Consider the following 20,432-nt stretch of genomic DNA (forward strand, 5'->3'; position numbering starts at 1 on the left):
TGCCGCCGTCGCCGTAGGACCAGGCGTAGGAGGCCACGGTGCCGTCGGAGTCGGCTGAGGCCGACCCGTCCACGGCGACCTTGAGGCCGGTCGGGTTGGCGGTGAAGGACGCGACCGGGGCGACGTTGTTCCGGGCCACGGTCACCGTGTGGGTCACCGTGTTGGTGGCGCCCTTGTTGTCGGTCACCGTCAGCGCGGCGGTATAGCTGCCGTTGGCGGCGTAGGTGTGGCTCGGCGAGGGCTCGGCCGAGGTGTTTCCGTCACCGAAGGTCCAGGCGTAGCTAGCGATGGTGCCGTCGGCGTCGGCGCTGGTGCTGGAGTCGAAGGCGCACACCAGCTCGGTGCAGGTGGAGGTGTAGGCGGCCGTCGGTGCCTGGTTCGGCACGGGGACCGTGGCGGTGACCGACTTGGTCGTCGTCGTCTTGACGCCCTTGTCGTCGGTGACGGTCAGGGACACGGTGTAGGTGCCCGAGGTGGAGTAGGTGTGCGTCGCGGTCGACCCGGTCGCCGAACCCCCGTCCCCGAAGTCCCAGGCGTAGCCGGCGACGGAGCCGTCGTCGGTGCTCGCCGAGCCGTCGACGTAGCAGGTGGCGTCGGTGCACGAGGTGGTGAAGGAGGCCACCGGGGCGGCGTTGACGGCCGCCGGAGAGGCGCTGTAGTGCGCCTTCACCTGGGTCGCGGTCAGGGCGTAGCCGTAGACCGCGGCCTCGTCGAGGTTCCCGTTGAAGAAGGAGCTGTTGCCACCCCAGGAGGTGTCGCCGCCGACCCGCCAGTAGCCGTTGTAGCTCTGGTTGGAGGTCTGCGGGTTCGTGCCGACCAGGACGCCGTCGACGTACATCTTCATGCCGGCGGTGCCGTCCTGGGTGGCCACCAGGTGGTGCCAGGTGCCGTTGTTGTAGGCCGTCGGTGAGGTGATCGTGTTGGCCTGGCCGGTCCAGACCCCGTAGGTGAGCTGGCCGGAGTTCTCCATGTAGACGTGCCGGTCGTAGTTGCCCGAGTAGCCGCTCTGCTGGTCACCGAAGCCGATCAGCTTGCCCCCGTTGGTGGTCGTGGTCTTGAACCAGACCTCCTCGGAGTACGTCGTCGGGTTGTTGAAGGCGGTCGCCGAGGCGAGCGTGCCGGTGGAGCCGTCGAAACCGGCGGAGGTGCCGGGAGCGACGTCGGAGCTGGTGCCCAGGGTGACGCCGCCGTAGACGTTGCCCGCCACCTTGTTCTCGGTGGCGTCGGCCACGGTCGAGCCGTTCGTCTCGTTCAGCCGCCAGAAGAACAGCGGGCTGTCTCCGACGACCTGCTTGCCGTACGTGTCGGTCGGAGCCGGCGGCAGGTCGACGGTGCGCCCGCTACGGGTGTAGTGGTCACGGATCTGGGTCAGCGTCAGCGCGGTCGGGTAGATCGCCACGTCGTCGATGGTGCCGGCGAGCTTGTTGCTGCTCAGCTGGCCCGGCCACCCGTTGAGGTTGTCGCCGCCCACCCGCCAGTAGCCCGTGTAGGCCTGAGCGGAGGTGGTGCCCGGGTCGGAGCCCTGCAGCAGGCCGTCGACGTAGAGCTTCATGCCGGCGCTGGAGAGCGAGGCCACGACGTGGTGGTACTTGCCGTCGTTGTAGGTGCCGCTGGTGGTCACGGTCCGGACCGCGTTCGGGTAGACGCCGAAGGTGAGGTGGCCGGAGTTGTCGAGGTAGACCTGGCGGTCATAGCTACCGCTGTCGGTCGTCTGGTTGCCGCCGAAGCCGATGATCTTGCCGCCGCTGGTCGAGGTGGTGGAGAACCACGCCTCGGCCGAGAAGGTGTTGGGGCCGGTCTCGGTGGAGGTCTGACCCGCCACGCCGGTGTCGGTGCCGCTGAAGGTGGCCGCCGTGTCTGGCGAGCCGGCGATGGCTCCGGCCGCGCCGTTGGTGACGCCGGCGCCGAGCACCAGGTCGTTGCCCCCGACCCAGTCGACCGACTTGGTCTGGCCGGCGGCCTCGTTGAGACGCCAGTAGTGGGTGGCGCCGTCGTTGGTGACGGCCTGGGAGTACGCGCTGTTGTCCACCACGGCCGAGCCGGTGGTGATCGAGGTCGTGCCGCTCTTCGCGGTGTTGCCGCTCGCGTCGGTGGCGGTCACGTAGTAGCTGTAGGACTTGCCGTTGGTCAGACCGGTGTCGGTGAAGATCTGGGTCGGCCGGTTCCAGAACTCCGAGGCGACCGTCCGGGTCTCGATCGGGGTGGTGGTCCCGCTGCGGTAGAGCTTGTAGGTCAGCTTGGAGTCGTCCCGGTCGTAGTTCGCGAGCCAGGAGACGCGCACCGAGGTGCCGGAGATGCCGCGCAGCGACGGGGCGCTCTCGGCGGTCTTACCGATCGGGCCCTGCTTGTTGGTGGCGAGGGAGGGGATGGCGAACCGCACCAGACCCTGCTGGGCGGTGCCGTTCACGGTCGGGAACTCACCGCCCTGCACGACGTAGGAGCTGGTGGCCTCCGTGGTCCAGCCACCCTGGGACTGGCCGGTGTAGGTGCCGGACGCAACCTCGGGGTACCAGTTGATGATCGAGGACGAGGGCTGGCCCTGGAAGCTGTAGTAGCCGCCCGCGTTGTTCGGCCCGGTGGTGGTGGTGGCGTCCATCGTGTACGCGTTGGCCCGCTGCCAGCGGTTGCGCGGGTTGGTGTCGGGGAAGCCGTTCATGTTCGTGCAGTCGTGGGAGTGGCTGACGGTGTAGATCACCCCGTTCGCCGGCGAGACGTCATAGCTGTCGCCGTGGCAGTCGGCCATCGTCTTGATGGCGCCGCTCAGCGGGTCGGCCTCGAACATGCCCTCAAAGTTCCCGGTGCCGCCGAACCAGTAGCCGGTGCCGTAGATGTTGGTGTCGTCGGCCTTCAGGCTCCAGATGGAGGCCGACGTGCCGTAGTCCTGGATCACGGTGTTCGCGGCGAACGGGTACAGCACCGCGTTCGAGGCGTCGAGCGAGCCGAGGCCGGGCGCGGTGGAGCCGTTCAGGTTGGCGAAGGCGCCGCCGACGATCAGCCGCGACTTGTCCGGGGTCAGCGTCATCGCCTGCACGGTGCTGTCCGCGGTCGGCGCCCAGGCCAGCGTCGAGCCGTTGGTCGGGCTGACTGCGGCCAGCCGGGTGCGGGCGACGCCGTTCATGGTGGTGAAGTAGCCGCCGAGGTAGACGGCGGAGTTGCTGACCGCGATCGAGAAGACGTCGGAGCCGGCGACCGGGGCGAAGGAGGAGACCAGCGAGCCGTCAGCGGTGTTGAACGCCGCCACCCGGCTGCGGGAGAGGCCGTTGACCGAGGTGAACGAGCCGACGATGTAGAGCCGCGACTTGTCCGGCGAGACCGCCATCGCACGGATCCGCCCGTTGACGGTCGGGGCGAAGCCGGGGTCGAAGACGCCGGTCTTGATGTTGTAGGAGAGCAGGTTGGAGCGGGGGCTGGTGCTGACCCCGGCTGCCGCACCCGCGGGGCGCACGTTGGTGAACTGGCCGCCCACGTAGACGGTGTCGCCGACGATGGCCTGGTCCCAGGCCACCCCGTCGATCTGGGCCGTGGGCAGCGCGTCCGCGGTGACGCCGGTGGTGGAGTTGCGGTCCACCACGTTGTAGCCGGCGTCGGTGGCCGCGGACGCCGGAGCGTCGGCCAGGACGACCAGGCCGGCGGCCAGGACAGCAGTGGACAGCAGGCTGGTGAAGCCACGCCGGACGAGCGAAGGCGAGAACGCCATGAAGTGATCCCCGAGAGTGAGATGGCTGATGGAACGCGGTTCCTCAACCCCCGTGGAAGCGCCGCAGCAGTAGGTTAGGGAACACTTCTACGGCCCACAAACGTCCGTTACCGAACCGTTCCCAAAATCGATCAGCGGATCGGGAACAAGGCGAACTTCCTAGTGACGGCGGTATTCGGTGACGTCACGGCCGAGGGCTCCGACGAGCATCCCGGAACCGCGGTAGGCCAGCCGCCAGCCTCGGGCCCGCCACCCCAGCCGACCCATGAGCCGACCCACCGCCGCCTGCCCGAGCCCAGCCACCACCCGGCCCGCCCCGAGCCCGGCGAGCCTCAGCCTGAGCGTGCCGGGACGCTCGGCGAAGCCGACCGCGACCCTGCTGCTGACCGCGCCGTGGCTGTACGCGCGGCGCAGCACCCACCTCCGGTTCATCCGCTCCGGGGGGATGTGGTCGATGACCTCGGCCTCCGCGCACCACACCAGGACGCGTCCGGAGCGGGTCAGGGACTCGGTGAGCAGGGTGTCCTCGCCGCCGCGCAGCCCGAGGCCGCGGTCGAAGGTGAGACCCATCTCACGGAGCGCGGTCAGGTCCAGCAGCAGGTTCGCCGACGACGCGGCCGCCACCGGCGTCCCTGTCGGGTGCTGCCGGCGGCGGAAGAAGCCGCCCGCGTCTATCCACGGGTCGGTGGTGCCGGCGTACGTCGGGGTCACCCGGCCGACCACGCCCGCCGGTCGACCGTGCTCGGCCCAGGTGCCGACCAGCGAGGTGAGCCAGCCCGGTCGCGGCTCCTCGTCGTCGTCGATGAACACCAGCACGTCGGCCGTCTGCGCCTCGCTGACCGCGCGAGCGCGCCCGTTCGCGATGCCCGGCACCTCCTCGTGGACGTGCCGGACCCGAGGGGCCAGCGACGCCACCACCGCCGCGGCACCGGCGTCCGGGTCGTTGTCAACCACCACCACCTCGGTCCGGTAGCGGCCGGAGGCATCGAGCTCCTCGGCCTGGGCCACCAGCTGCGGCAGCAGGCTCTGCAGCTGCTGGGTCCGGCGGTAGGTGAGCACCCCGATGACGACCGAGACAGGCACGGGGGGGTTCAACGGTCCTCCGGATGGTTGCGCGTGGCCGGGCCTCAGCGGCCAGCCGAGCCGGTCAGATCGATTACCATAGCCGACGGCACCGGGGACGGGTCCTGGGTGGACTCGGTCCTGGCCGCCCCGTCCCGGATCTCCCCAACGGACCTTCCGCTCGAGAGGTGCTCCCCCGTCATGAACCTGGCCTCCACCCTCCGGCTGCTGCTGAGGCACTGGCTGTTCATCATCTTGGTGACCCTGCTCGTCGGCGCCGGCGTCTACGCCGTGTCCAGCACCCGTGAGGCGCAGTACACCGCGACGACCTCGGAGTACTTCACGATCAGCGTCGGCCAGTCCGCGGCCGAGCTGGCCCAGGGTTCGAACTACGTGCTGGACCAGATGCCCTCGTTCGGCCAGCTCGCCACCTCGCCATCGGTCCTCAACCCGGTGATCGACGACCTCGGCCTGCAGACGACGGTCAAACAGCTCTCGCGCACCATCACGGTGACCACGCCGCGCAACACCGTCGTGATGCAGATCAACGCCGTCGACCCGGACCCGGCCCGAGCCGCCGCGATCGCGAACGCGATCGGCAGCCAGCTGAGCAACGCCGTCGACTCGGTTGGGCCGAAGCTGCCCAACGGCAAGTCGCTGGTGACCGTGCAGTCGATCCAGACCGCGATCCCGCCGACCGTCCAGTCCTCGCCCAACGGTCGCCGCGACACCGCGCTGGGCCTGCTGATCGGGTTGCTGCTGGCCTGCGGCATCGTGCTGCTGCGCAGCCGGCTGGACAGCCGGGTCCGGACCCCCGACGCGCTGGCCGCGGTGACCGAGGAGCCGCTGCTGGGCACGGTCCGGCAGGCGGGCAACCTGGGCAAGGGTGGTCTCGTCGTCGTCAGTGACGGCCAGAGCGCGAGCGCGGAGGACGTGCGCCACCTCCGCTCCAACGTGGAGCAGCTGGCGCTGGGCCGGCCGAGCTACGCGCTGGCAGTCACGTCCTCGGTGCGCAAGGAGGGCCGCTCCACCATCGCGGCCAACCTCGCCGCCGCACTGGCCGAGGCGGGGCACACCTGCGTCCTCGTCGACGCCGACCTGCGCAGCTCCCGGGTCGCCCAGCTGACCGGCGCCACGTCGGCCACCGGACTGCTGGGCGCCGTGGCCGACCCGGCCAGCACCGACAGCAGCATCCAGCGGGTGGAGCGCGGCGGCTTCGACGTGCTCACCACGGGCGGCACCCACGACAACCCGACCGAGCTGCTCTCCTCGCCCGCGCTGGCCACCCTGGTGACCGGTTTGCGCGAGCGCTACGACTTCGTCGTCATCGACAGCCCGGCCCTGCTGGCCGCCGCCGACGTGACCGCGCTGCGCAGCCAGGTCGACGGCGCCCTCATGGTCGCCGACGCCACCACGGTGCGGCGCCACCAGCTGACCGACGGGCTGAACACCGCGGGCACCGCCGGCCTCAAGGTCGTGGGTGTCGTGCTGAACGAGGTCGCCCCGCACGAGATGGTCAAGACCAGCTACCCCCGGACCCCGGGCCGCCGGGCCGCCAAGCGGTAGGGCGGCCCGACTCGCGGAACGGCGATCAGCCGCCCGCGCCGAACTGGCTGAACGCGGTCTTGAGCGCCGCGGCGAGCGTCTTGGCCTGCGACTGCACCACGATGCTCGTGTCGTGGACGTCTTGTTGGATGCGGACCAGCTCCACGGTCCAGACGAGCGCGACCACGGCGAGGACGACGAGCGCGCCGGTCGCGAGCCAGGACTGCAGGAAGTAGGCCGGTCGCCCGGCCGGGGCGGTCGCAGGCGGCTGCCGCTCGCTGGGCGCAAGGTGGTCGGGCTGGCTGACGGGCTGCTGCTGCAGGGAGAGCTGTTCGGTCACGCCGAGACCGTAGCCCGAGATCCGCGGTCTCACGGCGTTCGTGGTCGTTCCCGCCCAGGAGGTGACCGAGCTGTGACCGGACCGGTCCACCTTCCACCAGCAATCTGTCGCGGCTGATTCTCATGGTCCGGCGGCGCAGAGGTGCGTGCATTGCACGGCCGACGAGGAGAGGCTCTCGGGTCGTCGCACGACGAGGAGAACGCGGCGAGGTGCGTGCCTGGGCGTCGCGAGGCCCCAGCACGAGATGCGACGGGTCGGCCTGCCTCACCGCGAGCGGGACACTGAACCTCTCCTGGCTAGCCGACGCTCCAGGCGCCGAGCTGACGCAGGCCCGCCTCGCCGTCCGAGGCGGCCGCCGCGGTCCCGCTGAGCCCCTCTGCGACCTCGGCTGCGGCCTCGTTCACGGCCGGGCTCAGCTCACCCGAGCGGGCGACCGCGGGTCGGGCAGCGACCGGGGCGACCCGGCTGGCCTGGTCCTGTCCGGTGGCGTCGCGGTAGGTGGCCGCGTCGGCGTAGCTGAGCGCCGGACCCGGCTTGCCCGAGGGCCAGCTCGCGAAGGCGACCCCGGCGGCCGGCTGCTGGTAGTAGTTGTGGTCGAACCGCAGCTGCAGCTCGGCGCCGCTCAGCCGACCGGTGTAGTCGACGACGCAGACCACACAGCTGCCGCCATCGGCCAGCACGTTGTCGTACACCTCGACCTGACGGCTCTGCCAGACCATTTCCGGGTCGTCCGGACGGCGCGGGTCACCGCTGCTGAGCCCGGGCCGGCTGGTCGTCCGGCCGTCGGTGACCAGCACCAGGTTGGCGCCCTCGTTGCGGGCGAAGGTGTTGTTCGCCACCTCGACCTGGTCGGTGTCGATCACCCAGAGTCCGTTCAGGCCGTTGTCGAGGGCGAGGTTGTCGACCACCCGGACGTGGCTCGAGATCTCCAGCACGATCCCGCTGCCGGTGTTGCGCTCGGCCCGGCTGCCGGCCAGGTCCACGTCGTAGCAGGCGACGTCGAACCAGAGGCCGTGGCCCTCGTTGTCGGAGAACTCGCTGTCGGTGATGCTCACGTGGCGTGAGGCGGTCAGCTTCATGCCCCCGGCGGCGGGAGTGCGGTTGAAGTGCTCGCGGTTGTTGTCGAGGGCGGCGAGGTCGGTCGCCTCGAGCCCGTCGGCCTGGTTGGCGTGGAAGCCCATCAGGCCGTTGCCGGAGGAGGTGAGCCGGTTCAGCGTGACGTCGGCCGCGAAGACCGACAGGCCGGTGGTGGCGTTGTCGAGGAAGACCATGTCCTCCACCGTCACCCCTGCGTTGTTGACCGTCGCGGCGCCCAGCTGCCAGACCGACGTCGCGTACCGACGGACGCCGATGCCGCGGACCGTGTCACCGGCGCCGACGATGGTCAGGCCCTTGCTCAGGGTGCTCGCCCGCACCTCCGCCCCGTCGGGATCGGTGCCGATGACCAACCGGCCGCCGCTCTCGTCGACGAAGAAGCTGTCCGCGTCGACCTTGCTGCGGCTGCTCACCTGGGTCAGCCGGCGGCCGTCCACCCAGACCTGGTCGGGATGCGCCGCCAGCGGGTGACGGGGGTCGACGAAGCGCCAGCCTGCCGTCTTCCCGTCCTTCGCACCTTTCGTGTACGTCGGACTGGCGTCGAAGTGGTGGGTCCAGGGGACCTCCCACCGGTCTCCGACCTGGCGCCAGCCGCGTACCACGCCGGCGCCCTCGAGCCACACCTTCTCTCCGGGGTAGGACTGCAGGTGGACGACCTTGGCGATCGGCAGCAGCACGCTCTCGTGGTAGCTGCCGCGGCGGGCCACGACGGTCGCCCCGTCGGGCGCCGCGTCCACCGCCGCCTGGATCGTGTCGAACGGGTCGGTCTCGGTACCGGTGGCCATCGCGCGGCCGGTCGGGCTGGCGAAGACCGCGCCGATCGGCACCGGGTAGCTCGTGGTCCCGAGCGGCGGCGCGCCGTAGGCTGCGGGCTCCGGCGCCGGGGGGACGGACTGCTCGGCCGTCGGCACCGCCGCCGGCTCGCCCATCGAGCCGGTGCCGTCGGTCGCGCCGCCGCCGGCCCCCGTCGCGAGCTGACGGACGTTGAGGTTGTCGATGCCCACCTGACGGTTGGCGTCGGAGCTGCCGGCGACGTAGGTCCAGAACGCCAGCGGACCGCCGGCGACCAGCCGTGACGCGCCGCTGTCGGTCGCGGTGAGCTGTACCGGCTTGGCCGAGCCGGACCGGATGACGGTGCTGAACTGCACCGGGTCGGTGCCGGTCAGCGAGACCGCGACCGTCATCCGCTGACCCTGCTTCACCCCGCGTCCGACCGTGTGCTCTCCCAACAGCTCGACCCGCTGGTCCTCGCCGCCGTTGTACCGGGCGATCGAGCCGAAGACGCGCCGGTCAGGGCTGAAGCGCAGGACCACCCGGTAGAAGTAGCCGCCGTTGGTCCGCAGCTGCAGGCCGACGTAGACCCCGCTGCCCCGGCTCACCGGCTTCGGCGCGAGGATGTCGAACGTCGTCATCAGGTCCCGGGTCCGGACCGAGCTGAGAGTGGCCAGCCGGGCCGCACCCGGCCGGGGCAGGGTCACCACCCCGACGCCGTTCTCGACCGAGAAGTCGGCCGGCACGGTCACGTCGTAGGGGCCGCCGGTGTCGGCCTCGCCCCAACCGGTGCCGACCCCACGGTCGAAGGTGTCCGAGGCGACGACGCGGCCGGCCGCGTAGCTCGGCACCGCGTCTGCGGGCGCGTTGCGGTCCTGCCGCTGGTTCGCCACCACGACCCCGACGAGCACCAGCAGCAACAGGACCCCTGCAGCGACCCCGATCCGGGTGGCCCAGGGGAGCGTTCTGACCGACGCCACGCGTGCGACTCCCCCTGTTGGCGGCCCAGGAGCGGGCTGCACGGCAGGAACGGTATCAGGGCAGTCGTGAGCGAAACCGGGGAACGAGCCCCGGAGCGGGTATCGGAATCACAACGAGACGTCGACCCCGGGACGTCGTCCCTGAGACGTTGAACTAGAGACGTTGAACTCGAGACGTTGACCCCGAGACGTCGAACACCGTCCGGCCTCCGGTGACGGCGGGCAGGGACCGCCGCGTCAGCGCTCGGAGAGCAGCGAGCGGAGCAGGGTGCTGGAGGTGTGGGCGGTGTAGGGGAAGTAGTGCACGCCGACGCCCACCGAGGCCATGTCGACCTCGAGCTTGTCGCCCTTGGCCGTGCCGCGCCAGTCGTCGCCCTTGAACAACACGTCGAAGCCGACGCGCTCCCAGACCTCGAGCTTGTTGCTGGAGAAGTCCGTGGTCACCTCGTCGACGATGTCGAGGGCGGCGACCACCTCCATCCGCTCGTCGAGCGGGATGACCGGGTACTTGGCCTTCGCGGCGTACAGGGCCTCGTCGGTGACCACGCCCACGATCAGCCGGTCGCAGTGCTCGCGGGCCCGCAGCAGGATGTTCAGGTGCCCGATGTGGAACATGTCCCAGGCGCCGGGCACGTAGCCGACGACCTGCTCGACGGCGGTCACGCCACGTCCTCGGCCGCGCCGGGCTCCAGCGCACGTCGCAGCACCGCGCTCGTCGAGACCCGCCGGGGGGTCAGCAGCTCGGCGTCCGGCCCGCCGTCGTCGGCGCGGACGGTGAAGACGGCGGCAGCCGAGGCGGCGGCCTCGGTCTGCTCGTGGACCACGACCTCGTCGACGCCCCGTACGTGCCGCAGCAGGGTCAGGCGCTCCTCGAGCGGGACCACGGGCGGCAGGCCGGCCAGCAGCCGCGCCGCCTCGTCGGTGTGCACCCCGAGCACGAGGCGCGAGGACCGCGAGCGGGCCTGGGCGATGACGTCGAGATCAGCGATGTTGAGCATGTCGAACGTGCCCAGCAGGTAGCCGACCACCATCAGGAACTCCCGGAAATGAGGAAGAGATTGGACGGGGACTCATCACATTCCCCGTCAACGCGACGAATGCTAATGGCCTCGTCGTGACGGCGGGTCGAATCGGCGGCGAATGAGCCTGACATCACAGGCTCGGGGAACTGGTGGTCTGCGGCGGTGCGGGACGGTAACCGACGGCCTGACGCCCCTCTGCCACGGCGTCGACGACCTCCACGATCTCCCGCCGGTAACGGGCGACCGAGAAGCGCCGCTCGGCCTCTCTGCGCGCCCGGTCGGCCAGCCGGCGCGCCAGCTCGGGGTCGGCGACCAGCCGTTCCATCGCCGCGGCCATGGCGGCCGCGTCACCGGCCGGCACGAGCAGCCCGGTCTCGCCGTCGGTCACGCTCTCCAGGTGGCCGAGCGACGCGGCAGCGACCACCGGCCGTCCCGCCAGCTGGGCCTCGACCACGGCGTTGCCGAAGGGCTCCCGCAACGAGGGGGCGAGCACGTGGTGGTTGCGCTCCAGGGCCGGCCAGATCGGTGAGCAGTAGCCCGAGAAGGTCACGGCGCCTGCGAGGTCGGGCTCCGCGGCCCGGGCGCGCAGCTGGTCCTCGTACCACTCGTAGCCCTCGAACGTGGTGCCGGCGACCTCGAGCTCGACCTCGTGACCGTGGGCTCGCACCAGCGCCACGGCCTCCAGCGCGACGTCCGGAGCCTTCCGGGGCGAGAGCCGGCCGACGACCACGAAGCGGTACGGGGTGCCACGGGGCGGTGGACCGGGCTCGGTCGGCGGGCCGGGGACGCCGTTGTAGACCAGCCGGGCGCGCTCGGCCAGCGCGGGCTCGACGTCGGTCATCGCGGCCAGCGCGGCCCGGCTGATCACCAGGACCGCGTGGGTGAGCCGGAGTGGCAGCACCAGCGCCCGTCGCACGATCCGGCGGGAGTCGGTCTCGGCCTCGTGCAGGTAGCCGACGGTGGGCACCCGCCCGAGCCGGCCCACCAGCAGCCACCACGGCAGCGTCACGGTGTTGACCAGCAGCACCTCGGGCTGCAGCTCGCGCAGCAGCTGGGTCCCGCGCGCCAGGGTGGCCACGGCGCGCACCGCGAGCAGCGGCAACCCCTTGGCGTTGGCCTGACCCTTGCTCAGCACGGGGAAGGCGACGAACCGGACCTCGGCACCGACGGCGCGGATCCGGGCGACCAGGGGGCCGTCTGCGGGCAGGGCCACGACGACGCGCCGTCCCTGCTCGACCAGCGCGACGACCGTCTGCAGCATCTGCAGGTCGGCCCCGTAGAGGTCCGGCGACGGGTGGACGACCAGGACGGGACCGCGGGTACTGACCGGCGACGTCACGTGCGGACGGGCTCCCGAACCGGCTCGACCACCCGGATGCCGACCCCGGAGCGGCGGCCCGAGGGGCGCGGACCGAAGTCGTGCAGGCTGAGCCGACGGCACAGGGTCTCATAACGGGTGGCGACGTCGTCCCAGTTGTAGCGCTGGATGTCGCTCTGCAGCTCCCGGCCGCGAGCGGCAGCGCGCTCGGGGTCGCTCTCGGCGTCGACGACCAGCCGGGCGACGTCGGCCGGACCGGCGAAGTACTCCGCGTCCTCGGCCAGCACCTCGCGGTTGAAGACGTTGTCGTGGGCGATCGTGAACGTGCCGGCGCCCGCCGCCCGCAGCAGCGAGGGGTTCGTGCCGCCCACGGAGTGGCCGTGCAGGTAGGTGAGCGCGTTCGCGTACAGCTGGTTGACCTGGTCGGTGTCCCAGAGGCCGCCGACCAGGTGCACCCGGCCGTCGGCCGCGGCGCGCAGGCTCGCGGTGTACTCGTCGGCGTAGGGCGCCGAACCGACGACGACCAGCGGCAGCGTGGCGGTGCTGGCGACGTAGCCCCGGATGATCTCCAGGACGTGGTTCTCGGGCTCGAAGCGGGCGACGACGAGGTGGTAGCGCCCGGGCTCGAAGCCCAGCTCGCGGACCCGGTCGACCCCGGGGTTGCGCAGGATGGGCGCCCCGTAGGCGATCAGCTCGGTATCGGCACCGAACTCGTCGGTGTAGTAGTCCGCGATGCCCTGCGCGTCGGCGATCAGCGCGTCCGACCAGCGCACGGCCAGGGACTCGGCGGCGCGGTAGTAGCGCTGGCCGGTCGGTCCCCACTTGCCCCGGCGCCACTCCAGGCCGTCGACGTGGGTGGCCACCGGGACCCGGCGGGCCTTGACGACGGGCAGCAGGGGCGCGTTGGCGGCGTTGAAGACGATGGCTGCGTCGGTGCCCGCGATCGAGCGGTGCAGCACCGAGAGCGTGGTGTGCGCCAGCGTCTCGAGCGAGCGCTTGCGCACGACCGGCAGCTGGACGAGCGACATCCCGAGGTAGTCGGTCATCGGGGCGCCAGAGTCGTTCTCGTCCGGGCGGCAGTACACGGTGACGGCGTGGCCGACGCCGGCCAGCCGCTGCCCGACCTCCTCGACGCAGGTCTCGAAGCCGCCGTAGCGGGCCGGGACCCCACGGGTGCCGATCAGGGCGATCTTCATGGGCGCGCTCCTCCTGCGGGGGGTCATCGGGTTGCCGCCACGGCCACGGGGACCGCCAGCTCGTCCAGCGCCACCACGTCACGCCGCCACTTGCGGACCACCAGCAGCGTGTACCCGGCCGTCGCGACGGCCAGGAAGGTGTAGACCCCCAGGAAGAGGGTGTGGGCGCCCAGCAGCACGAAGACCAGGCAGAGGACGCCGTAGTCGGTGGGCAGCTTGAGCAAGGTCTTGCTTAGCTCGGCCGACTCCTTCGGCGGAGCCGGCAGGCCGGCGGCGGCGCGCCGGGCCCGACCGAGCAGCTCGACCAGGATCATCCCGAAGAAGTGGACACCGGAGACGACCGAGAAGGCCAGCGGCACCAGCAGCCAGCCGGTGGCGAGATCGAAGTGCCGGTAGAAGGCGACCAGCACCACCAGGTGCAGCGACACGACCTTGGCCGAGTCGATCATGTGGTCGAGCCACTCACCGAGCAGGCTGCCGCCGCCCCGCAGCCGGGCGAGCTGACCGTCGGCGGAGTCGAACGCGTACCCCAGGACCAGGAGGGCGGCGACGGCGAGGCCGCTCCACCAGCCCGCCGGTCCGAGCCCCAGCACGAGCAGCCCGCCGAAGGTGCACGCAGCGCTGACGTAGGTGACCTGGTTGGGGGTCATGCCCAGCTGGTGCGCGGCCGCGGCGAGGATCCGACCGAGCGGCCGGTTGATGAACAGCGAGTACGGCGGGGCGCCCTTGCTCGACTTCTGCGCGTCACGTAGCTGGCTCAGCGAGCGGCCGAAGCCGCGAGCGGGTCCCACGCCGGCGCTCGCGCTCAACGCGGTGCCGTGCAGCCGGAGAAAGCCGACGACAAAGGCGTCGACCACGAATGCGCTGACATGAGACCTGACTCCCTTTGCTGCTTGCGGCCCCCGCGACGCATTCGAGCAGTACCAGATGTGGGTGTATTCGCGTCCGCCCGCACCGGCAACGCTTTCGCGTCATCCTAGGACATGTCCGCCGCCCCGACTGAATTCCGAAATCTGAATGTGACCTTTCACCCGGAACGGCGGCTGCCGGCTGCTCGATCCGCTCCTCGGGCGACGCTTCGACCCGCCGTTCAGGCGGGGACGCCGAGCCGGGCGTCCGTCCCCTCACGTCGCGACGGAGGCCCGGCCAGCCCCTCAGTACAGTGACGCCATGCGTTTCCCTCGCCGTTCCCACCCGGATCCGGCCCGCCGGTGACCACGTCCGTGGAGTTCGCCGAGGAGCGGGTCGTGCTGCTGGCCGACTCCGGCGAGCCGGTAGGGACGAGCCTCAAGTCCGAGGTGCACGGCACCAGCACGCCGCTCCACCTGGCCTTCTCCCTCTATCTCTTCGACGCTGACGACCGGCTGCTGCTGACCCGCCGGGCCCTGGACAAGCGGACCTGGCCGGGAGTCTGGACCAACACCTGCTGCGGGCACCCCCAGCCCGGCGAGCAGGCCGAGGACGCCGTCCGCCGCCGGGTGGGACAGGAGCTGGGCATGGAGCTGGCCGAGCTGACCTGCGTGCTGCCGGACTTCGCCTACACCGCCGTCGACGCGAGCGGGGTGATGGAGAACGAGATCTGTCCCGTGTTCAGCGCCCGGACCCTGCATCCGGACGCCGACCCGCTCGCGAATCCCGCTGAAGTGATGGACTGGAAGTGGGGGCCATGGCAGGACATCGTGAGTTCAGTGGCGGCGACGCCGTACGTCTTCAGCCCGTGGGCGGTCCTGCAGGTGACCGCGCTGGCTGCGCTTCGGTGACCAGCGCCCTGAGCCTGGCCGCTGTTGAGCCGGTCCAGGGTTCGAAGGCCCCGACGAGGTCAGGTCCCCTCCTCGAGCGGACAGCCCGGTGAGTCAGCCGTCCGTGGTGGGCCGGGGAGCCCGCCGACGCGGTCCGAGTGTGGTCGCCCTGCCGACCCGCCGGGCCCGGGAGCTGAACGAGGAGTTCCTCGCCCTCGTGGACGTCCGGCTCGCCGAGGTCGTGACCGACCTGCAGCGGATCTGGTCCGACGAGGTCGCTCCCGCGGGCAGCGACCCCTCGGTCGACATCCTGAGCGACCGCGACCTGCCCGAGCTGGTCCGTGGCCTGACCGGGGTGGGCGGCAAGCGGATCCGCCCGAGCATGGCCTTCTGGGGTTGGGTGGTGGCGGGCGGCCGGCGTGACGAGCGCGGCTTCGACGACCTGCTGCAGGTGGCGACCGCCCTGGAGCTGCTGCACATCTTCGCTCTGATCCACGACGACGTGATGGACGAGTCGACCTCGCGACGTGGTCAGCCCTCGGTGCACACCCTCGCCGCCCAGCTGCACCTGCACAGCGGCGGCCAGGGCAGCGCCAGCCGGTTCGGTGAGAGCATCGCCGTGCTGGTCGGCGATCTCGCCCACGCCGAGGCCGACCACCTGGTGGCCTCCCTGCCGGCCGACCTGCGCCGCATCTGGCGGGTGCTGGTGATCGAGCTGGTCCGGGGCCAGAGCCGGGACGTGATCGGCAGCGCGGCGGGCCGCCGAGACCTCGAGCACGCCCGGCAGGTCGCCCAGATGAAGTCCGGCTGCTACACCGTGTGGCGTCCGTTGCAGCTCGGCGCCGTGGCCGCCCAGGCCGACGACGCGACGGTCCGGGTGCTCGCCGCGTACGGAAGCGAGGTGGGCGAGGCCTTCGCCCTCCGCGATGACCTGCTCGGGGTCTGGGGCGACCCGGCCCGGACCGGCAAGCCCGCGGGCGACGACCTGCTCTCGGGCAAGCCGACGGTGATCCTCGCCCTGGCCCACGAGCTGCTGCAGGGGCCGGCGCGCGACGTGCTGGACCGGGTGGGGACGCCGGAGCTGAGCCCGGCCGACGTCACGTTCCTCCAGGACGCGCTGCAGGCCGGTGGGGTGGTCGACGCCGTGGAGTCGCGGATCAGCGGCCACGTGCACACCGCGGTGGAGCTGCTCGACGGCGCCGGCCTCGATCCCCAGGGCGCAGCCGGACTGACCCAGATGGCCCATCGGATAGCCTGGCGGGACCGTTGAGGAGTACGAGGAGCTGGTCGTGAACGAGGTCGTCGTCATCGGTGCCGGGCTGGCCGGGCTCTCGACGGCCTGCCACCTGGCGGGCCAGGGCTTCGAGGTCACCGTGGTCGAACGGGAGGACATCCCGGGCGGTCGTTCCGGGTTGCTGCAGCGCGACGGCTTCACCTTCGACACCGGGCCCAGCGTGCTGACCATGCCCGACCTGATCGCCGACGTGCTGCGGGCGGTGGGCAGCGACCTGTCGGCCCTCGGACCGCTGAAGCGGCTCGATCCGGCGTACCGGGCGGTCTACGCCGACGGCAGCACGATCATGGTCCGTGGCCACCGCGAGGCGATGCGGCAGGAGATCGCCGAGACCTGCGGCAGCGTCGAGGCCGCCGCCTTCGAGGGCTTCGTCGAGTGGCTTCGCAAGCTCTACGTCGTCGAGATGCCGAACTTCATCGACACCAACTTCGACTCCCCGCTGGGGCTGCTCAAGAACCCGCTGGCCGCCGCCAAGCTGGTCCAGCTGGGCGCGTTCCGCCGGCTGGGCCCCGCCGTCCGCTCGCACTTCCGCGACCCACGACTGCACCGGATCTTCAGCTTCCAGGCCATGTACGCGGGACTGGCCCCGGAGAAGGCCCTCGCCCTCTACGCCGTCATCACCTACATGGACAGCATCGAGGGCGTCTTCTTCCCCGAGGCCGGGATGCACGCCGTGCCGCTCGCCCTCGCCCAGGCGGCGGAGAAGGCCGGCGTCCAGTTCCGGTACGGCGAGTCGGTCGAGTCGGTGCTGCGCTCCCCCACCGGACGGGTCGCCGGCGTCCGGCTGGCCGGCGGCGGTATGGTCGCCGCCGACGCGGTGGTCTGCACGCTGGACACGCCGGTGGCCTACGAGCAGCTGCTGCCCGACCTGGCCCCGCCGCGCGCGGCCCGACCGGGCAAGGGTGACTACTCCCCCTCCTGCGTCGTCTGGCACGTCGGCGTCCGGGGCGTGCCCGAAGCCCCCGTCGCCCACCACAACATCCACTTCGGGTCCGAGTGGGACACCGCGTTCGAGCACCTGCTGGACCGCGGCGAGCTGATGCCGGATCCGTCCCGGATGGTCACCATCGCCTCGCTCGACGCCCCCGACGCCGCACCGGAGGGGAGCTCGTCGCTCTTCGTGCTGGAGCCCGTGCCGAACCTCTCCGGCGGCAAGATCGACTGGACGCAGGAAGCCCCGGCGATGCGGGACCGGCTGCACGCCTTTCTGGGTGAGCAGGGCTACCCGACCGAGATCGTGACCGAGGAGCTGGTGGACCCGGTCGAGTGGCAGCGGCAGGGCATGGCCGCCGGCACCCCCTTCGCGCTGGCTCACACCTTCCCGCAGACCGGCCCCTTCCGGCCGCCGAACGTCGAGAAGAAGCTGCCCGGCATGTTCTTCGCCGGCTCCGGTACCGTTCCCGGCGTGGGAGTGCCGATGGTGCTGATCTCGGGCAAGCTCGCCGCCCAGCGGGTGGCGGCCTACCTGCCGGACCGCCGATGAAGCTCGCGCGGAAGCGGCCCACCCCGATCTCCGAGCCTGCCGAGGGGCGACCCGAGCTGCTTCGCGAGGGGTACAAGCGCTGCGGCAGGCTCACCTGGGAGTACGGCACCACCTACTACTGGGGAGCGGCCCTGCTGCCGCGTGCCCGACGCAAGCACGTGTACGCGGTCTATGCCCTGTGCCGGCTGGCCGACGACATCGTGGACGACCAGGCCGTCATCGACCGGGGCGACACCACGGCCACGGCCGCCGCGCTCGAGGCGTTCGCCGGCCAGTTCCGGACCGCGCTGACCGAGCGGCAGGCCGGCGCCTACGGCGGTGACGACCCGGTGATGGCCGCCGTGGTCGAGACCGTCGTGGAGTGCCAGATTGCCCCGGAGTGCTTCGACCGCTTCTTCGGCGCGATGGCCATGGACCTGACCACCACGACGTATGAGACCTGGGCCGACCTCTGCGGCTACATGGAGGGCTCGGCCGCGGTCATCGGGGAGATGATGCTGCCGGTCCTGGAGCCCACCAGCCCGATGGCCTACGAGCCCGCCCGCGCCCTGGGGCTGGCCTTCCAGCTCACCAACTTCCTGCGCGACGTCGACGAGGACCTCGACCGGGGCCGGGTCTACGTGCCGCAGGAGGACCTGCGGCGGTTCGGGGTCGACCTCTCGCCTGTCGCGGGGGGGTCCGGGGGGGTCGTCCCCCCCGCCGGCAGAGCAGCTCGGCGGGCGGGCCCGGAGTGGAAGGACTGCCTGGCCTTCGAGATCGAGCGCAACCGTGAGCTGTACCGGCTTGCCGACACGGGCATCGCCCTGCTGCCCGGGCGGTCGGCCCGCTGCGTCGGTGCCGCCCGGGTGCTGTACGCCCGGATCCTCGACCGGATCGAGGCCGCCGACTACGACGTCTTCTCCACCCGGGTGCGGGTGCCCACCTGGCGCAAGGCTGTCACGGCCGCGCGGATCATGGTGGCCGGCCCACCCCGCTCGTCCGCGACGGTGGGTGCGGCCTCGACCGGACCCCAGATCGAGAGGAGCGCCGAGCATGTCGCTACGGACGCCCGCTGACCGCACCGCCCGACAGGCCACGGGTCAAGAGGCGGCCGAGGACTCCCTGGTCCCCGGCCTGCCGATGCCGGCGGCCGTCCGGTCCCGAATCCCTATCTCGCGGGTGCCCCAGCCGCACGAGGACCGGATGCTGTCGACGTGGCGGCTGGCGAAGCCCCGCCGGATCGCCGCGGCCCTCGCGGTCTCCCAGGCGCAGAACTCCGGCGGCTGGTTCGTCGCCGGGGCCAGCGAGGACGTCGGCCGCCGCGAGTCGGTTGCCCGGACCATCGCCGGCCGCGAGATCGTCCTGTGGCGTGACGGGGCGGAGCGGCTCCTGGCCGGGCCGGGCGCCTGCCCGCACCTCGGCGCGCTGATGGACCGCTGCCCGGTCATCGAGGGCACGATGTACTGCCGCTGGCACGGCCTGGCCTTCGACGACGCGCCGCAGCCCGGCTGGAGCCCCTATCGCGCCTACGACGACGGTGTGCTGGTCTGGATCCGGCTGCCGACCGCGGGCGAGGAACCCACCGAGCGGCCGTCGCTGCCCCCGCGGCCGCCCCAGCTCGGCTCGGTCAGCGCGGTGATCGCCCAGCCGGGGATCTGCGAGCCGCCGGACGTGATCGCCAACCGACTCGACCCCTGGCACGGGTCGTGGTTCCACCCGTACGCGTTCAGCCACCTGGTGGTCGACGACGCCGCGAGCGACGAGCACACGATGGTGGTCGACGTGACCTTCCGGCTGAGCCGGACCTGGGGCGTCCCCGTGCGTGCGGAGTTCAGCTGCCCCGACACCCGGACGATCGTGATGCGGATCGTCGAGGGCGAGGGCACGGGCAGCGTGGTCGAGACCCACGCGACCCCGCTGGGCCCCGACGCCGAGGGTCGGCCGCTGACCATGATCACGGAGGCGACGATCGCCTACTCCGACCGTCCGGGGTTCGCCGCCGCGCGCTGGCTGGCCCCGGTGTTGAAACCCATGATCAAGCGCACCGCCCGTCAACTGTGGGTGGACGACCTCGACTACGCCGAGCGGCGCTACGACCTCCGGCAGCGCGGTGAGTTCCCTGGCTGAGTGGGTTGCCGGGGTGGTCCAGCGAACGCCACCGCTGGACCGTGGGCAGGGGCTGCTCACCCAGGTGCGGCACGAGGTGGTGTGGTTCTTCCAGCCTCCGTGGCCGTGGCTGAACGGGGTTGCGTTCAACCTCGTGCTGTCCCTGCTCTGGCTGGTGGTGTGGCCACTCTCGGGCAGGCCCCACCAGGACTGGGCGATCATCGTCGGCAGCTACTTCGCCGTCTGGATCCTGGCCGACGTCACGACCACGAACATCCTCGGCGCCGACGCCGCCCGGGTCCGCGCCGGCTTGGCGCAGCACGTCTCGCTGGGCCGGATCCTGGTGGTCAAGAACCTCACCCTGCTCGCGCTGGTCGGCGGGCCGACGCTGATCGCCACCGCGGTCATCACGGTGACCCACGAGGCCGACTACCGCCTGACCCTCACCCTGCCCGGGGTGCTGCTCCCGATCCTGACCTGGCTCGGGGTCGGCAACCTGCTCTCGGTGCTGCTGCCGGTGGCCACCCGCCCCTGGCGCGAGCGCTGGGAGGAGCGGCACGCGCTGCGTCCGACCGGACGCTGGCTGGTCTGCATGGGCCTGCCCTACGCGCTGCTGACCGCCGCCGACCCGGTGGCCGCCCTGCCCCGCCTGATCCTGCGGCACGCGCGTGCCCTGCCGCCGACGATCCAGGTCCGCGGCGCGATCCTCTGCGTCCTGGGACTGGCGCTGTGGGCCGCCGGCACCGGCCTCGCCCTGCTGGTGAACCAGCTACGTCCCGTCCAGATCAGCTGAGACCGGCGCGAC

Annotated in this window: 16 protein-coding genes; 7 read left to right on the forward strand and 9 right to left on the reverse strand. The window is 71.6% G+C overall.

What is annotated here, in order from left to right; all coding sequences use genetic code 11:
• Nucleotides 1–3,697: PKD domain-containing protein (locus ACFE7W_RS18710; RefSeq protein ID WP_375426342.1), on the reverse strand; the 3,697-nt coding region annotated here is incomplete at its 3' end.
• Between the two features lie 159 nt (nt 3,698–3,856).
• Nucleotides 3,857–4,780 carry a glycosyltransferase family 2 protein gene (locus ACFE7W_RS18715; protein ID WP_375426343.1) on the reverse strand — a complete coding sequence of 308 codons (924 nt, stop codon included), beginning with the start codon at nt 4,778–4,780 and terminating at the stop codon, nt 3,857–3,859.
• Between the two features lie 180 nt (nt 4,781–4,960).
• Between ACFE7W_RS18715 and ACFE7W_RS18720 the strand changes: the two genes are divergently transcribed.
• On the forward strand, nt 4,961–6,325 hold the full coding sequence (locus ACFE7W_RS18720) for a polysaccharide biosynthesis tyrosine autokinase (RefSeq protein WP_375426344.1): 1,365 nt from the start codon (nt 4,961–4,963) through the stop codon (nt 6,323–6,325).
• Nucleotides 6,326–6,350: 25 nt separating this feature from the next.
• On the opposite strand, the gene ACFE7W_RS18725 is transcribed toward ACFE7W_RS18720, so the two are convergent.
• The 7 genes from ACFE7W_RS18725 to ACFE7W_RS18755 all read right to left on the reverse strand — a co-directional run bounded on the left by ACFE7W_RS18725 (nt 6,351) and on the right by ACFE7W_RS18755 (nt 13,883).
• Nucleotides 6,351–6,644, reverse strand: a complete 294-nt coding sequence (locus tag ACFE7W_RS18725; protein ID WP_375426345.1) for a hypothetical protein — start codon at nt 6,642–6,644, stop codon at nt 6,351–6,353.
• A 296-nt stretch (nt 6,645–6,940) separates the two neighbouring features.
• Nucleotides 6,941–9,490: a right-handed parallel beta-helix repeat-containing protein gene (locus tag ACFE7W_RS18730; RefSeq protein ID WP_375426346.1), complete on the reverse strand. Its 2,550-nt coding sequence runs from the start codon at nt 9,488–9,490 to the stop codon at nt 6,941–6,943.
• Nucleotides 9,491–9,727: 237 nt separating this feature from the next.
• Entirely contained in the window at nt 9,728–10,153 is a 426-nt protein-coding gene (locus ACFE7W_RS18735; RefSeq protein WP_375426347.1) for an adenylyltransferase/cytidyltransferase family protein, read from the reverse strand.
• On the reverse strand, nt 10,150–10,521 hold the full coding sequence (locus ACFE7W_RS18740; RefSeq protein ID WP_375426348.1) for an adenylyltransferase/cytidyltransferase family protein: 372 nt from the start codon (nt 10,519–10,521) through the stop codon (nt 10,150–10,152). The genes ACFE7W_RS18735 and ACFE7W_RS18740 overlap by 4 nt, the downstream gene beginning before the upstream one ends.
• Before the next feature lie 121 nt (nt 10,522–10,642).
• The gene (locus ACFE7W_RS18745; protein WP_375426349.1) at nt 10,643–11,851 is read right to left on the reverse strand and encodes a glycosyltransferase family 4 protein; all 1,209 of its coding nucleotides are present in this window, start codon (nt 11,849–11,851) and stop codon (nt 10,643–10,645) included.
• On the reverse strand, nt 11,848–13,026 hold the full coding sequence (locus ACFE7W_RS18750; RefSeq protein ID WP_375426350.1) for a DUF1972 domain-containing protein: 1,179 nt from the start codon (nt 13,024–13,026) through the stop codon (nt 11,848–11,850). The genes ACFE7W_RS18745 and ACFE7W_RS18750 overlap by 4 nt, the downstream gene beginning before the upstream one ends.
• Before the next feature lie 23 nt (nt 13,027–13,049).
• Entirely contained in the window at nt 13,050–13,883 is an 834-nt protein-coding gene (locus ACFE7W_RS18755) for a CDP-alcohol phosphatidyltransferase family protein (RefSeq protein ID WP_375426351.1), read from the reverse strand.
• Between the two features lie 354 nt (nt 13,884–14,237).
• Here ACFE7W_RS18755 and idi point away from each other — a divergent pair, with 354 nt between their 5' ends.
• From idi to ACFE7W_RS18785, 6 genes are all read left to right on the forward strand, one after another.
• Nucleotides 14,238–14,786: an isopentenyl-diphosphate Delta-isomerase gene (gene idi / locus ACFE7W_RS18760; RefSeq protein ID WP_375426352.1), complete on the forward strand. Its 549-nt coding sequence runs from the start codon at nt 14,238–14,240 to the stop codon at nt 14,784–14,786.
• Between the two features lie 88 nt (nt 14,787–14,874).
• Entirely contained in the window at nt 14,875–16,035 is a 1,161-nt protein-coding gene (locus ACFE7W_RS18765) for a polyprenyl synthetase family protein (protein WP_375426353.1), read from the forward strand.
• A gap of 19 nt (nt 16,036–16,054) precedes the next feature.
• Entirely contained in the window at nt 16,055–17,542 is a 1,488-nt protein-coding gene (crtI, locus tag ACFE7W_RS18770) for a phytoene desaturase family protein (RefSeq protein ID WP_375426354.1), read from the forward strand.
• Complete coding sequence (locus ACFE7W_RS18775; RefSeq protein WP_375426355.1) at nt 17,539–18,597, forward strand: phytoene/squalene synthase family protein; 1,059 nt, start codon at nt 17,539–17,541, stop codon at nt 18,595–18,597. The genes crtI and ACFE7W_RS18775 overlap by 4 nt, the downstream gene beginning before the upstream one ends.
• Nucleotides 18,575–19,648 carry a DUF5914 domain-containing protein gene (locus ACFE7W_RS18780; RefSeq protein WP_375426356.1) on the forward strand — a complete coding sequence of 358 codons (1,074 nt, stop codon included), beginning with the start codon at nt 18,575–18,577 and terminating at the stop codon, nt 19,646–19,648. Before ACFE7W_RS18775 ends, ACFE7W_RS18780 begins: the two co-directional genes overlap by 23 nt.
• Nucleotides 19,632–20,420, forward strand: a complete 789-nt coding sequence (locus ACFE7W_RS18785) for a hypothetical protein (RefSeq protein WP_375426357.1) — start codon at nt 19,632–19,634, stop codon at nt 20,418–20,420. The genes ACFE7W_RS18780 and ACFE7W_RS18785 overlap by 17 nt, the downstream gene beginning before the upstream one ends.
• Nucleotides 20,421–20,432: the final 12 nt, after the last annotated feature.

It is taken from the genome of uncultured Friedmanniella sp. (assembly GCF_964244285.1).
GTDB lineage: Bacteria > Actinomycetota > Actinomycetes > Propionibacteriales > Propionibacteriaceae > Microlunatus.

Excerpts from the sequence above, each read along its gene's own strand:
- ACFE7W_RS18775 (WP_375426355.1), top strand. The coding sequence starts at position 17,539 with ATGAAGCTCGCGCGGAAGCGGCCCACCCCGATCTCCGAGCCTGCCGAG.
- ACFE7W_RS18780 (WP_375426356.1), top strand. The coding sequence starts at position 18,575 with ATGTCGCTACGGACGCCCGCTGACCGCACCGCCCGACAGGCCACGGGT.
- ACFE7W_RS18720 (WP_375426344.1), top strand. The coding sequence starts at position 4,961 with ATGAACCTGGCCTCCACCCTCCGGCTGCTGCTGAGGCACTGGCTGTTC.
- ACFE7W_RS18740 (WP_375426348.1), bottom strand. The coding sequence starts at position 10,521 with ATGGTGGTCGGCTACCTGCTGGGCACGTTCGACATGCTCAACATCGCT.
- ACFE7W_RS18750 (WP_375426350.1), bottom strand. The coding sequence starts at position 13,026 with ATGAAGATCGCCCTGATCGGCACCCGTGGGGTCCCGGCCCGCTACGGC.